At 65.2% G+C, this 14115-nt stretch carries 16 protein-coding genes and 1 pseudogene; 5 read left to right on the plus strand and 12 right to left on the minus strand.

Annotated features, from left to right (window positions below; genetic code table 11):
- Positions 1–27: 27 nt before the first annotated feature.
- The 6 genes and pseudogenes from ACVWWN_RS12210 to ACVWWN_RS12235 all read right to left on the minus strand — a co-directional run bounded on the left by ACVWWN_RS12210 (position 28) and on the right by ACVWWN_RS12235 (position 4282).
- A complete protein-coding gene (locus ACVWWN_RS12210; protein WP_457144125.1) occupies positions 28–126 on the minus strand; it encodes a helix-turn-helix transcriptional regulator in 99 nt (32 codons plus the stop codon).
- Between the two features lie 106 nt (positions 127–232).
- Complete coding sequence (gene rnhA / locus ACVWWN_RS12215) at positions 233–724, minus strand: ribonuclease HI (RefSeq protein WP_457144126.1); 492 nt, start codon at positions 722–724, stop codon at positions 233–235.
- A gap of 35 nt (positions 725–759) precedes the next feature.
- Positions 760–1457, minus strand: a pseudogene (locus ACVWWN_RS12220) (glyoxalase).
- 25 nt (positions 1458–1482) lie between these two features.
- Positions 1483–2067 carry a TetR/AcrR family transcriptional regulator gene (locus tag ACVWWN_RS12225; RefSeq protein WP_457144127.1) on the minus strand — a complete coding sequence of 195 codons (585 nt, stop codon included), beginning with the start codon at positions 2065–2067 and terminating at the stop codon, positions 1483–1485.
- A complete protein-coding gene (locus ACVWWN_RS12230) occupies positions 2064–2861 on the minus strand; it encodes an alpha/beta hydrolase (protein WP_457144128.1) in 798 nt (265 codons plus the stop codon). Before ACVWWN_RS12230 ends, ACVWWN_RS12225 begins: the two co-directional genes overlap by 4 nt.
- A gap of 1181 nt (positions 2862–4042) precedes the next feature.
- Positions 4043–4282, minus strand: a complete 240-nt coding sequence (locus ACVWWN_RS12235) for a hypothetical protein (RefSeq protein WP_457144129.1) — start codon at positions 4280–4282, stop codon at positions 4043–4045.
- A 178-nt stretch (positions 4283–4460) separates the two neighbouring features.
- On the opposite strand from ACVWWN_RS12235, the gene ACVWWN_RS12240 reads away from it, so the two are divergent.
- Entirely contained in the window at positions 4461–4709 is a 249-nt protein-coding gene (locus ACVWWN_RS12240; RefSeq protein WP_457144130.1) for a hypothetical protein, read from the plus strand.
- Here ACVWWN_RS12240 and ACVWWN_RS12245 read toward each other — a convergent pair.
- The 3 genes from ACVWWN_RS12245 to msrA are packed head-to-tail and all read right to left on the minus strand — an operon-like array spanning position 4699 to position 7395.
- Positions 4699–4914, minus strand: coding sequence for a hypothetical protein (locus ACVWWN_RS12245; protein ID WP_457144131.1), 216 nt, complete (start codon positions 4912–4914; stop codon positions 4699–4701). The genes ACVWWN_RS12240 and ACVWWN_RS12245 overlap by 11 nt on opposite strands.
- A 23-nt stretch (positions 4915–4937) precedes the next feature.
- Entirely contained in the window at positions 4938–6686 is a 1749-nt protein-coding gene (locus ACVWWN_RS12250; protein ID WP_457144132.1) for a cytochrome c biogenesis protein DipZ, read from the minus strand.
- 4 nt (positions 6687–6690) lie between these two features.
- Positions 6691–7395, minus strand: a complete 705-nt coding sequence (msrA, locus tag ACVWWN_RS12255) for a peptide-methionine (S)-S-oxide reductase MsrA (protein WP_457144133.1) — start codon at positions 7393–7395, stop codon at positions 6691–6693.
- 236 nt (positions 7396–7631) lie between these two features.
- On the opposite strand from msrA, the gene msrB reads away from it, so the two are divergent.
- Positions 7632–8132 carry a peptide-methionine (R)-S-oxide reductase MsrB gene (msrB, locus tag ACVWWN_RS12260; protein ID WP_457149102.1) on the plus strand — a complete coding sequence of 167 codons (501 nt, stop codon included), beginning with the start codon at positions 7632–7634 and terminating at the stop codon, positions 8130–8132.
- Positions 8133–8162: 30 nt separating this feature from the next.
- Here the strand turns inward: msrB and ACVWWN_RS12265 are convergent, their stop codons facing one another.
- Together ACVWWN_RS12265 and ACVWWN_RS12270 are read right to left on the minus strand one after the other, a co-directional pair.
- A complete protein-coding gene (locus tag ACVWWN_RS12265; protein WP_457144134.1) occupies positions 8163–9161 on the minus strand; it encodes an amidohydrolase family protein in 999 nt (332 codons plus the stop codon).
- A gap of 69 nt (positions 9162–9230) precedes the next feature.
- Positions 9231–9992 (minus strand): SDR family NAD(P)-dependent oxidoreductase, encoded by a 762-nt coding sequence (locus tag ACVWWN_RS12270; RefSeq protein ID WP_457144135.1) that lies wholly within the window; start codon positions 9990–9992, stop codon positions 9231–9233.
- A 148-nt stretch (positions 9993–10140) separates the two neighbouring features.
- Here ACVWWN_RS12270 and ACVWWN_RS12275 point away from each other — a divergent pair, with 148 nt between their 5' ends.
- From ACVWWN_RS12275 to ACVWWN_RS12285, 3 genes are all read left to right on the plus strand, one after another.
- Entirely contained in the window at positions 10141–11085 is a 945-nt protein-coding gene (locus ACVWWN_RS12275; protein ID WP_457144136.1) for a helix-turn-helix transcriptional regulator, read from the plus strand.
- A gap of 79 nt (positions 11086–11164) precedes the next feature.
- A complete protein-coding gene (locus tag ACVWWN_RS12280) occupies positions 11165–11866 on the plus strand; it encodes a GAF and ANTAR domain-containing protein (protein ID WP_457144137.1) in 702 nt (233 codons plus the stop codon).
- The gene (locus ACVWWN_RS12285) at positions 11859–12269 is read left to right on the plus strand and encodes a hypothetical protein (protein WP_457144138.1); all 411 of its coding nucleotides are present in this window, start codon (positions 11859–11861) and stop codon (positions 12267–12269) included. Before ACVWWN_RS12280 ends, ACVWWN_RS12285 begins: the two co-directional genes overlap by 8 nt.
- Here ACVWWN_RS12285 and ACVWWN_RS12290 read toward each other — a convergent pair.
- Complete coding sequence (locus ACVWWN_RS12290) at positions 12266–14104, minus strand: CheR family methyltransferase (protein WP_457149103.1); 1839 nt, start codon at positions 14102–14104, stop codon at positions 12266–12268. The genes ACVWWN_RS12285 and ACVWWN_RS12290 overlap by 4 nt on opposite strands.
- Between the last annotated feature and the right edge of the window lie 11 nt (positions 14105–14115).

Raw genomic sequence — 14115 nt, forward strand, 5'->3', positions numbered from 1 at the left:
GGATGGCCAACGGTGCTGCTTGCAGTCTCACCCGCGTGGGCGCCTCAACTCGCGCCGGGACGACACACCGAGTTTGGCGAAGATCTTGCTCAGGTGCCACTCCACGGTGCGAGGACTGATGATCATCAGCTGTTCAAGCCACGACCGCGCGGGCAAGCAGTACGCATCGTTCTTCGCTTGCCAGCACGTCGGTACTTACCGAAGCAACCCGAACGAATACCACACGATTCGATTACTGCATCTCCGCCAGTCGTCTGGGAGTAAGGGAGGCCTCGATAGCTTCTCGCATACCCCGGGTCGCCAACACGTCGGCCAGCTCGTTGTCCGCGACACCGGCGTGCCCCTTCACCCAGAACCACTCGACTTGGTGCCGTGCGCAGGCCTTCTGCAGCCGCTTCCAGAGATCGACGTTCTTCACCGGCTGCTTGGCCGCGGTCATCCAGCCGTTGCGTTCCCAGCCGAGAACCCACTTGGTGATGCCGCTGCGGACGTAGGTGCTGTCGGTGTACAGGTGCACCACCACGGGTCTGGTGAGCGCCTCCAGCGCCATGATCGGCGCAGTCAACTCCATCCGGTTGTTGCTGGTCTCGCGGGACTCGCCACCGCACATCTCGCGGACATGCTCTCGCTGGCGCAGCACCGCCCCCCAGCCGCCGGGGCCCGGGTTGGGTCGGCACCCGCCGTCGGTGTGGATCACTACGGTGTGCTCGATGGACTCGGTCATGCGCCGAGGATAGGCACCGCATCCGACGGTCGGGCTCAGCGACGCGCGGGCGCCGATATCATCGCCGACCGGACCGACATTCCGAGCTCGCGGTGCCGCAGCGTTGTGATCCGGCGCCCGGGCTGCACCGCTTCCTTGACCGGCGTGGTGCGGTCACCGAAGAACGCGGCAGTGGCGTCGATGTCGGCGACGGCGTACGTGACCGCCCAAAGACTCGATGGACCCTCGCTCGCCGTCTGCGGCGAACCGACGACCTCGATGATCACCTCGCCGAACCGGAAGAAGATCTGGCGGATCTGTCGTCCGCCGAGTTCACCGTCCCGTTCCCGGCGCGGTGCCACACCGACAGCGGCCAGTGCCGCGACGGTCCGATGCAGGTCAGGCGATAGCAGAACGACGTGGTCGATCGCGATGACGCCGTTCGGGTGCATTGCCGGCGCCGCAGTGACCGCACTCGACCTCGGTCCGATGTCGCCGCCGGGGCGGCTCCATGTTGTCGGGATGCCGTCGAGCTCATCGACCGAGGTGTCGGACGGCAGGCCGCGCAGCGACCACCCCGTGATGCCGGTGCCGTTGTCCGATGTCGCCGCTGGGGCGGCCCCGCGGTCACGGCCGATCAGCCGGATGCGTACACCGCCGATCCGGCAGACGGCGTCCGAGCTCACTCTGAAACCGGCTTGCGTCTAGGCGTCCGCGGAATCAGCGACCTCTAACTCGCGATGGTGACGGTCATTACGGCCCAGAGTACATCGCGACGGCTAGGTTCCTGTGAGACCGTTCGTGAAGAGGTCGAGCATGTGCTCGAAGGTACTGTCGGCGTCGGGGGTCAGGCCGATGCGGGCCATCCCGATGGTTACGGCACCATGGATCGCACTCCAGACGGCTTGTCCGTCTTCGGTTGAATCCTGTTCGGGTGCCGCCTTTTTGATCGCATTGATCAGCTGGACCAACACGGCGAAAACGGCGCGACCGGAGTCCGCCACCGCAGACGATTGGTTTTCGAGTGGACTACCGGCGCCGAAGATCAATGAGTACCGAGCGGGATGCCGCAGAGCGAAGTCTCGGTAGTTTCGGCAGGACTGTCGAAAGCGCTCGACCGGCTGGACGTCCTCGGGTACATCGATGGCGTCGGCAAGCTGGTCCAACGTCCGCATGGCCAGCGCGACGATCAACCCGTCCTTGTTCTCGAATCTGTTGTAGACGCTCGTGGGCGACACCTCGGCCTCCAGCGCGACGGCACGGATGGTCACGCCACCACTCCCATCGCGGTCCAGCACGGTCTCGGCCGCGTCGAGCAACGCGGCCGAGACCTGATGGCTGGCGGTGCGACGGCGGACCGTCATGGCACGGCGAACTGCCGATCGGCCATCCAGGACAGGGCGGTGTCTGCGACGGCGCGCCAGCCGTGATCGATGGTCAGCGAGTGGCCGCGTCCCTCGAATTCGTGAAAGTCGGTGATGGCACCGGATTTTGCGTACAGCCCGTGCGCCGCTTTCGCCGACACGAACGGCACTGTGTGATCCGCCGTGCCCGCGGTGATCAGCAGCGGCCCACGGGCGCTGTTGACGGTGTCCACCTTGGCCGGCGAATTGCCGGAGAAGTTCGCCGTTGCGGCTTCGAACAGCGGCTTGCCGGGCGACGGGATCGCCCACCGCTCCCAGAGCTCATCGGATTCCGCCTGGGTCAGCGCGTTGCCGAAGCCGTAGCGCCACTGCGCTTGGGTCAGGGCCTTGGCGTGTCCGCGGTTGAGTGGGTTGCCCAGGGCGGGGAAAGCCGAGCGGAGCTGAGCGAAAGGAAGAGGCTTGACTCCCTTGATCGGGGCGGGGTCGATGGCGATCACGGCCCCGGCCTTGTTCTGCCCCAGCAGTTTTTGGGCGATGAGGCCACCGAAGGAGTGTCCGATCACCACCGGCGGGGTGTCGAACTGCTCGAGGACCTTGGCGAAGTGTTCGGTCAGGTCGTCGATGCCGATTCCGGCTTGGTCACTGGGGTTCTTTCGCGTCTCTTCCACGGTGGCGTATTCGCCGGGCCACGCCGGAGCGATGGCGTGATGGCCCTGCGCGGCGAAGTGCTCGATCCACGGCTGCCAGGCGGTGTGGGAGATCCACAGCCCATGGATCAGGACGACGTTTGTCATGGCTGTTCCTGTCTCTTATGGAACGATGTTACATAAGCATCGCAGTGCCAAGAACGGCGGCGGGGCGAAAAATATTTCCGGGAGTATGCGGAGCGACTCTCCACAGATCCGCGGCGCCGTAGGTAATTGGGTCACTTGTCACCTAAGTCGCTGTCCCCGCGGGTGCTGTGGTCGGTGCTGTCGGTGCCGTTCTGAGTGTCGTGTGCCGCTGCCGCTTTGTCGCGAGCCGTTTCCCCTGCGTCCGCCGACGCTGGGGTCGAGGACGCTGTAGACGAGGACGTGCCCGCCGACGGAATCGTCGAGGAAGAGTCCACGGAGGACGGGGCCGTCGCCGACGACGAGACAGTGGCTGAGAAGGAGCCGCGGTTGAAGCGTCTGCGGCAGGCGCGTCTTTGGCCACGGCGTCCTCGGCGGCACGATCGTCCGCCCGGGTTTGGTCGTCCACTGCGACGTCAGCCGGCGGCTGGCTTGTCTGCTCGCCCGCAATCGGGAGAGCATTGCCTGAAGGCGCCGGGGCGCAAGCGAATCCACCATCAGCGGCACGGGAATCTTCGAGGCTCGATGGTTGCGGATCGGCGGGAGCAAGCGCGATGGTATCGGTGCCGGTGATCGCAGACTGCAGTGCGCTGCCCGTCGAGTCGACGACCCTGGTCGCTCCGGCGAGCACCATGTCGATGCCGGCGTTGGCCATCGACAGGACGGTGCCGGCCACGCCTGAGCCGAGGTTGAAGACGGCCAGCGCAGGAGCGACCGTGAGAGCTTGAACCGCTCGGATGACGGCCTCGACGATGGCGCTACCGGAGGCCTCGCCGAGCTGGGTGACGAGCGAGCTGAGCCCGGTGACGGCGTTGTTGAACTGAAACGTGATCTCGGTGAGGGCGATCCAATCCCCGCGATTTCGGACCCGCCGTCACCGAGGCGCTGGATCGCTTGCAGGCCGTTGCCGGCAAGCAGCTGGCCACTCGCTACGTGGGCGGTGAGTAGTCCGGCGTAATTCGCGAACGAAAGCGGATCGTCGGCCAGGTTCACGATCGCGACCAGAGCATTCTGCAGCGAACCGGTCAACGCGCTCGCCAGTAATTCGCCGACCTGTGCGGTCGTGGTTGTGATGGCGGGATTGATCCGACCGAGGTTCTCGGCGAGCATCGCGAACGCATCGTGGGAGAGCGTCCTCACGATGGTCAACGATGCCGCGATGGTCTGATTGCCGTCGCGCCGATCAGCCCGCCGAAGACGGTGTCGACGGTGCTGACGATGTTGTCGACCGTTCCGATCAGTGACCGGCACGGGATGCCAACCGCATTCTCTGCGCCGGTGATGTTTTCGCGCAAGACGGCCTGAACGTCAGCGATCAAGGCTTCGATGTCCGCCGGCGTGACGGTCAGTTGAACATCCGCCACCGCGACCCTCGGGATGTCCACCGGATGGTGGTGGCGGGGATCGCCACCGGCGTGAACGCGATCGCGGTCGCTGCGCTCAGCGCACCCCGGCGGTCAGGTACGAGCGGGCCGAAATTCCCATCAGATTGCTCTCTCTTGTTCGATGAGGACTCGGCAGGTCATGGGTTGATCGAGTGACCATGCCTCCTGTCCGCACCCAGTGTCAGCGACCGATGACTTCGGCGGGCCGGCCAGGCTCCGGGCCCGCGCTACCTGCCAACTGTCAAGAGATCGCGGTCACCGGGGGAAGCTCGTCGAGGGCATCACGGCGTTCGCCGACGGCCCCGAGGAGATGCGCAAGGCGGTCCGCAAGAACGTCGAACTCGGGGCGGACCTGGCCAAACTGTCGATGGCCGGCGAGGAGATCAACCGGCAACCAGCACGCCGAGGACAACTACTTATCCGATGAGGGAACCGGCTGCCTGCCTGACGAACTCGGCCACATCAAAACAGGCCTTCTCGCCGACATGATCCTCGTCGACGGCGATCCGTTGCAGGACATCACCATCCTGCAAGATCAACGGCCCATCGCGGGAATCATGAAAGACGGTGTTCCACATGGACCCGGGCACCGAGGCCCGCGCCCGTGATTTCGACGAGGTCCACCGAGGCACTCCGGCTCCGCCTGGTGGCCTGGTCAGCCGTAGGTGAACGAGTAGGCCTGTAAACCCTGGGACAGCCCTACCTCGATGCTGCCCGCCCCTGAGGGGTCGTCGGTGACGATCTGTCTCATGTTGGGCGGCCCGCTGACGGGGATGCGGGTGGTCTCGCCGTTGTGCGTCACCGTGAGTGTGCCGTCACCGCCGACCACCAGGTAGACATTGTGGGCGTGGTAGTTCAGCGCAATGGCGTCGCCGTCACCCCGCGCCGTCACGTCCTGGTCGTCCAGGGTCCAGGTACCCCGTAGGGCGAACGAATCGGCCGGGAGTTGAGCGGGATAGATGAAGTTCGCCGTGCCGTTCTGATAGGCGTCCGCGCCGCCGTAGTTGACCACCGTCTGGACGCCGAGGTACGTCTCCGGAGTCAGCGGTGACGTCGGGGTGGTATCCGGGGCATCGACCGCCGATGGCAGGGAGGCGCCATTGCCGGCCTGCGAAAGCAGTTGCCGGATCAAGTTTTCCGTGACGTCATAATCGCCCTCGCCGAACTTGATATGGCGTACGGTGCCGTCGGCGCCGATGAGGTAGTGGGCCGGCCAGTACTGGTTGCGATAGTTGTTCCAGGTCGCATAGTCGTTGTCCATCGCGACGGGATAGGTGATCCCGAGATCGGCCGCGGCGCTGGCGATGTTGCCCTTCACCCGCTCGAAGGCGTACTCGGGCGTGTGCACACCGATGACTTCCAATCCCTTGTCGCGGTATCTGTTGTACCAGCCGACAACATGCGGGATGCTGCGCTGACAGTTGATGCACGAGTACGCCCAGAAGTCGATCAACACCACCTTGCCGTGCAACGATTTCAGGTCGACCGACGCACCCCCTGGCGTATTCAGCCAGTCGGTGATCCCCTTGATGTCTGGTGCCGTGCCGCAATTCTCGAGTTCGGTCGCACCGCCGGTGCAGTTGGACAACCCGGCGTTCTGTTCATTGGCGGCACCGGCGAGGTTGAGCTGTTGACGGACCTCGTCGCCACCACCGACCTTCTCCTGCAGGGAAGCGGTGTAATCGGGGATCGCCCGCTGCAGCACCGCAGGCAGGTTGAACACCAGCGCGACGGCCAGCAGGATCGTCACGACGCCCGCGGCGATCCGGATTTCGCGCTGGCGGCGGCGGAAGGCCTGTACCCGTTCCGCCACCCTGCGCCCGGCGAGCGCAAAGAACAACAGGGGCACCGCCGCACCGACGGCGAACGAGAGCGTCAACGCGATCGTCGGCAATCCGATCGAACCGGTTGCGCCGGCGAGGACGATGGCGGCCAGCACCGGCCCTGCACACGGCACATACAGCACGCCCAGCGCGAGACCCAGCCCGAAACCACTGCTGCCCGAGCCGAACTGCTTCTGCGGCAGCCGGGAGAACGGCTTTTCCAGCAGCGCCTCGAAACGGGGGAAGATCAACCCGACGCCGATTGCGACCAGTGCCACCAACGCCACCCACCTGATGGCATCCTGGGGCAGCTGCAGCAGGGACAGCAACGCCGACGCCGCCAACGTCACTGCGCTGAAACTCAATACCAGACCGGCGATCACGAGGTATGGCCGCAACGACTCGGCGCGTGACGGTTCGGCTGGGGCGACGGCAACGGCCCCCGTCGCGCGGGGGCCGGCGGTGCCCGCCCGGGCGCTCTGCGCGCCCGAGAGCAGGATCACCGGCAGCACCGGCAAAATGCATGGAGAGATGCCCGTGATGAGGCCGCCGACGAGGCCGATGGCGATGAGGGTCAACATGTCGTCACGACACCAGGACCGGCTTCTCGCGATAGAAGTCCGGGAATTGACGCTGGAGGTTGTCGAGCTTGGGCATGTCGTTGATGGCGATGTAGGGATAGTCCGGGTTGGTGTTCATGAAGTCCTGGTGGTGCGCTTCGGCGGGAAAGAATCCGGATGCCCTCTCGATGCGGGTGACGATCGGGGCGTCGAAGGCGTTGGCCTTGTCGAGCTGAGCGATGTAGGCCTCGGCGACGTGTTTCTGTGTGTCGTTGTTCGCAAAGATGGCCGACCGGTATTGGCTCCCGGTGTCGGGGCCCTGCTTGTCGAGCTGCGTCGGGTCGTGGACGACGGAGAAGTAGATCTGCAGGAGTTGTCCGTAGGTGATCCGGGTCGGGTCGTAGGTGATCTGCACGGACTCCGCGTGCCCCGTCGTACCGGTGCTCACCATGTCGTAATTCGCGGTCGATGCCGCGCCGCCGGCGTATCCGGACACCGCCCGGTCCACTCCGCTGACGTGCTCGAAGACGCCCTGCACACCCCAAAAGCAGCCCCCCGCCAGCAGGGCAGTCTCGCGGGCGCCGGGTGTACCCGCGGGCTCATCCACCGCCGGCGCGGGAATGTTCACCGCGGGCGTGGCGCCACCCAGCGCGCCGCCCAGCGCCGATGCCGGGACCGTGCACGCGGTGACCTGAAAAATGGCCATGCTCAAGAATGCGGCCAGCCGCATCAGGTTCGTTCTCTGTGATCTCTGCACGATGTCCCCGCGATCAGCGTCAATGTCGGCTTCTGGCGCCTCCGGATTGGCGGTGCCTGGCGCCCTGAATTCTTTCAAATCGATGGCGCCCGAAACAGCATTCCCTCCTTACCGGAATATGACGAAACGCAGCCGGGGCTCACCGGGTACCACTCGGCACGCTACGGTGATTGTGCCGGATTCCCCTATGAGCGTTGGGTATTGATCTGATGGATGTGACGAGACGACGGTTCGTCCTCGCCGGAAGTATGACCGCGTTATCGGTGGCGGCCGCGATAACCGCGTGCGCCGGCAAGGCGACGTCGGCGCCGCCCGAAGCCACCTTCGCCGTCACCCACTCTGACGCGGAGTGGCGAAAGCTCCTGACCCCAAGCCAATACGACGTGCTGCGCGACGCCGGCACCGAAGCTCCGTACAGCAGCCCGCTCAACGACGAACACCGGCACGGCGAATTCGACTGTGCAGGCTGCGCGCTGGGCCTCTACTCCTCGGATACCAAGTTCGACAGTGGCACCGGGTGGCCGAGCTTCTGGAGGGCCATGGACAACGCGGTGCTCGAACGCCAAGACAGCAGCCTGATGGAGACACGTACCGAAGTGCTGTGCAGCCGGTGTGGAGGCCATCTCGGCCACGTGTTCGACGACGGACCGAAGCCGACTGGTCTCCGATACTGCATGAACGGCGCCGCCATGACCTTCCGTGCGCTGTAGCACGGACACCGATATCGGGGTTGCCAGCCGTCAGATGCGAATGATGGCCTCGAGGTTGCCGTGGGCGATGGCGTTCTTGTCCGCCTCGGAAAGCGATGCCTTGTTCAGGAATTCGGATACGTCGTCGCGGACCACGTACGGGAAGTCCTCGGAGTAGATGATGCGGTGCGCGCCGATCTCGGCGACGATGTGGTCGAGCTGGTTGTGGTTGTACAGGCCCGACGGCGTCACCCACACCTGTTGGTGGTAGTAGCCGCTGACCGGGCGGGACAAATGCGTGGCTCCGGCGCCGAGTATCTCGTCGGCGCGGTCCAGCCAGGTCGCCACCATTTCGCCCCAGTGTCCGCTGATGAGTTTGAGATTGGGGTGGCGTTCGAGCGCCCCGGACAGGATGAGCCGCAGAATGTGGATTCCGGCCTCGGCGTGCCAGCCGAATCCCGGGCCGGCGAACAGGAAATGCACCGCGGCCGGCCAGTTTCCGGCGTAGTACGCGGTGGAGACCGGGGTCGCCGGCTGGCCCGGATGCACATAGATGGGCACGTCGAGTTGTTCGGCCGCGGTCAGGATCGGTTCGAACTTCTCGTCATCGAGAAATGCGCCACCGCAGGTGCCGGCGATCAACGTCCCGACGAACCCCAGATCGCCGACACAGCGGCGCAGTTCGGTGACCGCCGCGTCCGGGTCGTAGAGGGGTAACGTGGCAAAGCCGCGAAATCGGTTGGGGTGCTCCGAGATCCGTTTCGCGAGCTCGTCGTTGACCCGTCGGCACAGCCCCACGGCCTCGGGATGGAACAGAGTGCCCGGACTCCCGGCGCCATGGGACACCACCTGCATGTCGATGCCGACGCGGTCCATGTGGGACAGCCGCTCGCCGGCCAGCTTCTCCGCACTGTCGCGGTCGGGCATCCAGTTGTGCACGAATTCCCGGAATCCCTCGTCGGGGGCGACGGCGCCCTGGCCTTCGAGTTCTCGCACCCGTGCAGCCACCGCGGGGTGATGGAAGTGCTCTTCGATCGTGATGATTCTCATTGGTCCTCCACCGGCCAACATATGATCGGCGGCTGAGAGTCCACTGTGGCCGGTTCCGGGCGGGAAATCTCAGGTGATGGTGACGCCACCGTCGACGACGATGGTCTGACCGGTCACGAAACCTCCCGCCGCGGACACCAACCAGACCAGCGTGGCGGCAAGCTCGGCAGGGTCGCCCATCCGGCCCAGCAGCACACGCGGCATGAGGCTTTCGAGGTAGCCGGGTTTGTAGGCGTCGGTCATCTCGGATTCGAAGAAGCCGGGAGCGATCGCGTTGACGCGAATGCCCTTCCTCGGGCCCCACTGCTGGGCCAGATCCCGGGTCAGGCCCAGCACAGCGGCCTTGCTGGCGCTGTACGCCGCCTGCGGAAGTCCAGCCGTCGTCAGCCCGAGCACGCTGGAGATGTTGACGATCGAACTACCCGGCTCCATCACCCGAGCGCACGCCTGCGCGGCCCAGTAACAGCCGTTCAGGTTGATATCGACCACCGACTTGAACTCGTCGGGCGTTTCCCGAGTGGCGGGAACGGCGGTGCCGACTCCGGCGTTGTTCACCAGCACGTCGACGTGGCCGAACTCGTGCATGGCGGCATCGATCAGGGCCTGGCATTGAGCCGGATCCGACACATCCGTCGCGACCGTCAGCGTTCGCCGTCCGGCGGAGCGCACCAGACCGGCCGTCGCTGAGAGTCGGTCCTCGCGCCTGGCCGCCAGCACCACGTCGGCGCCGGCGTTCGCGCATGCCTGAGCGAACGACACTCCCAGACCTGAAGACGCGCCGGTGACGATGACGACCTTGCCGTCCAGTCGGAACATGTCGAGTACTGGCATCCGGCCAGGCTAGCCGTGCCATTCGCCACCCCGGCGCGTATCGTTGTCAGATCCAAGGGTTGAGAGCCGACAGCCTGCACGTCCGCCTCAAGGGGTGGTCAGGACGATCAACGTGACGCCACAAGCACACCCGCCCACTCGGTCGCGGGTGGTTCAGTCACGCCCGGACGACATCCGCGCCTTTCTCGAGCACGCGTACGGAATCAAGATGCGTCGATGGGACGCCTCGATTGATCCCGCCGACGGTCCCATGACCCACGTCCGCACCGATGTCGGCCTGCTGGCACTGGAAGAAATTCGGCTCCCCGGAGTGATCGAGTGTGAACTCGGTCCGGTCAACAAAGTCATCGGGGGATGGATCAACCACGGCAAGCTCGTCGGTCGAAACGGCGATCTGAACAGCTCCGCCGGTGCTGGCGAGGTCACGTTGATTTCGCAGCCGGGACTCGCGAACAGCGTTCGGGCGGAAGACCTTCGGCTCATCTCCGTGCTGCTCGACCCTGTGCTGGTCGCGAGCGTGGCCACCGGCCTGCCGATCGGCCAATCGTCGTTACCGGTGCGCTTCGGAAGCTTCCAACCGGTCAGCACGGCCGCCGAGCGGCTGTGGAAGCGCACGGTCGGCTTCATCAAGAACGATGTGCTGGCCACCGACGCCGCCGCGACGTCGCTGGTGGTCGGCCACGCCGGCCGCCTGCTCGCGGCGGTGACTCTGGAGACGTTTCCCCACACCAAGAACGGCGTCGCGGCGCCGCATGACCGCGCCGATCACCACCCCGCACTGCTCCGGCGCGCCATCGAGTACATCGAGTCGAATGCAGACAAGGACATCTCGCTGCACGACATCGCCGAGGCAGTCCACGTCACGCCGAGGGCCGTGCAGTACATGTTCCGTCGCCATCTCGAGCTGACACCGATGCAGTACCTCCGTGAATTGCGGATGCGTCACGCCCATGAAGAGCTCCTGGCCGCCGATCGACTGCGGGAAACCGTGGGGGCGATTGCGGCGCGCTGGGGGTTCGCACATACGGGGCGGTTCGCGGTGCAGTACCGCCAGACCTACGGACAAAGCCCGCATCAGACGCTTCGAGGTTGACCGTCGAGGCTGACAGACCGGGGTCAGAGGGCGAAACCGGCGGTATCATTGACCCGCACTCGCTGCGCCGGGAGGGATCATGACCGCAGATGTCGAGCGTTTACTCGCTCTCCGATTGGCCGAGCGATTGCGCAGCATCCAACAACGCACGGACATCCCCGTCTCTTCGGCCCTGGAGGATCTCACCTCGAGCGCCGCGGCAGCCATGAACGCCGATTATGCGGGCATCACCATCGTCGACGCGAAGGGCCGGATCAACACTCTCGGGGCGACCCACCCCTACCCGGCGCTGCTCGACAAGGTTCAGGAAACCCATCGAGAGGGCCCGTGCATGGCCGCGGCATGGGAACACCACACCATATGCATCGACGACGTCGGCACCGATCGACGGTGGCCGCGGTACTGCCGCGAAGTGGTCGACCAGACACCGATCCGGTCGATCGTGTCGTTTCAGTTGTACGCCAACCGACGGTCGATGGCGGCCCTGAACTTCTACGCCGAGCAGCCCCGCGCCTTCGACCACGGTGCCATCGAGATCGGTCTGATCTTCGCCGCCCACACCGCCATCGCATGGAACATGTTGAAGCGCGACGATCAGTTCAGAAGCGCGCTCGAGTCCCGCGACATCATCGGCCAGGCCAAGGGCATGCTGATGGAGCGCTTTCACATCGATGCGGTGCACGCGTTCGAGCTGCTCAAACGGCTGTCACAGGAGTCCAACTTGCAGTTGGTGGAAGTGGCCCGGCAGCTTGTGTACGCCGAACGCCCCGACAATGAGTGACACACCACGAGACGACAGCGAGAGCGCTCAATACGCGCCCGAAACCCGCGCGCACAACGCGCGTGCGCGCGCCAACGAGCTGCGGCAGCGGCTGAGCGAATTGGAACATGGTGAGCCCGCGACCGCCGAGACCGCACACCGGGCGTATGTGCGGGCGCAAAAGGCGCTGGAGCGCGCCAGCCTCGCTCATCAAGCCGCCGCCAGCAGGCACCTCGACGCCGGCCAGGCGCACCGGCGCGCCGCGGCGGCGCATGAGCAGGCGGCCATCCTCGCCGGTGACAGCGCCGTCGGGGCTCATCAGGATGCGGCTCAACGGCACCGCGAGGCGGCCGAGCTGCATGATGTGGCCGCTGTCGAGGAATCAGCGGCGCAGGAAGAAGACGATCATCGCCTGCTGAATTAGGACTGCGCGTCCATCAACAGAAGCGCACCGTTGATCGTGTCGTCCGACGCGCGGAACGCCGTGCACGTGACCTGAACCTTGGCCGCGCGGCCGCGCCGGTTCACCGCATCGATCGTCGTCTCGCCGACCGAATCCACATCGACGAATGCCTTGCCGATCAACGGTTTGATCTCCTCCATCGGTAACCCGAAGTCGAGCGAGAACAGCAGCGAACCGGCGGTCTCGTCCGAACGAAGACCCCACAGTTCCTCGCATGCCCGATTCCACGCGACGACGCGCATTTCCCGGTCGAGCACCACCAGACCGACGCGCATGGAGTTGATCAGCGATTCGGCGAAGTTTCGCGCCTCATCGAGTTCAAGACTGCGCGCCCGCACTTCGTCGTTGATGGTGTGCAATTCGTCGTTCGTGGACTGCAATTCCTCGTTCATCGTCTCGAGTTCTTCGTTGGTGGACTGCAGTTCCTCGTTGGTGGTCTCCAGCTCCTCCACCGTCGACTGCAGTTCCTCGTTGGTGGTCTCGAGTTCTTCGTTGGTCGATTGCAGCTCCTCGTAGGCCGACTCGAGCTGCCGGTTCGTCTCGACGACCTTGTCCAGCAGCGTCCTGGTGCTGGTCACGTCGAAGAAGGCGATCGAGACGCCGATCAACCCGTTGTCCGAGTCGATCAGGGGATTGATGTGGACCTCGTACCAGGCGGTGTCGCCCCCGGGGCGCTGCCACTGCACGTCCTGGATGAGGGCGGACCGCCGATCGATCTTCGCCTGCTCGATGTAGTTGCGCAGCTCCAACGGCCGGTAGGACACTTCCAGATCGCGCAGCAGCCGGCCGATGTCGCGTGCGGACAGCCCGAAGAGTTGCTCGGCCTGCTCGTTCAGCATCGCGACCGTGTCGTCACCGGTCACCACGATCTGCGGAATGGGGTTTGCCCGAAACGCGAGATCGCGGGTGGGGTTGAGACCTGACACCTCGCCGTGGCGCGGCATGCCGCTCGACGGGTCGAAACGCTCTGCGTTGGATTGTGACCCACCCGCTTTGCGGAACACCCGCGCGTCGAGGTCCATCGGCGCGAACCGATCGGTGTGGGTCAGCAACATCTCGGCGTGACCCAGGAACAGCATCCCGTGTGGGGCGAGCGCGTAGTGCAACCGGTTCAGCACGTTGCGCTGCGTCTCACCGTTCATGTACATCAGCGTGTTCCGGCACGCCAACAGGTCGACACGGGAGATCGGGGCGTCCTTCACCAGGTCGTTGCGGCCGAAGATGACCGCCCGTCGAAGGTCCTTGCGGAAGGCGTACCGTCCGCCGTTGGGATCGAAATACCGCTCCAGCAGGTGCTTCGGGACCGATTCGACGGCCTTCGCGTCGTAGACGGCGGTCCGCGCGTCCGCGAGTGCCTGCTCGTCGACATCGGTGGCATAGATCTTGACCCGTTGGCTGAAAGCGTCCGCCCCGAGAGCCTCCGCCAGCAGCATGGCCAGGCTGTACGCCTCCTGGCCGGACGCGCAGCCCGCGCTCCAGATGCGGATCGGGTCGTTCGGCCCGCGCTCGGCGAGTAGCGCGGGTATGACGGCGGAGGCCACGAATTCCCACGCCTCGGGGTCTCGGAAGAACGCCGTCACGTTGATCAGGATCGTGTTGAACAGCGCCACAAATTCATCCGAACTGGCCTGCAACACGTCGAGGTAGTCCGCGAAATCCTCGCAGCCGACCTGATCCATTCGGTGTCGTACCCGTCGCATCAAGGAATTTCGTTTGTAGCCGGTGAAGTCGAACCCGCGCGCATCCCGCATGTAGCGCAGTAGAGCCTCGAAGGGCTCGCCCGTCTCTTCGTCCATCATGTCCTGTC

The sequence above is a fragment of the Mycobacterium sp. URHB0021 genome (assembly GCF_054057895.1).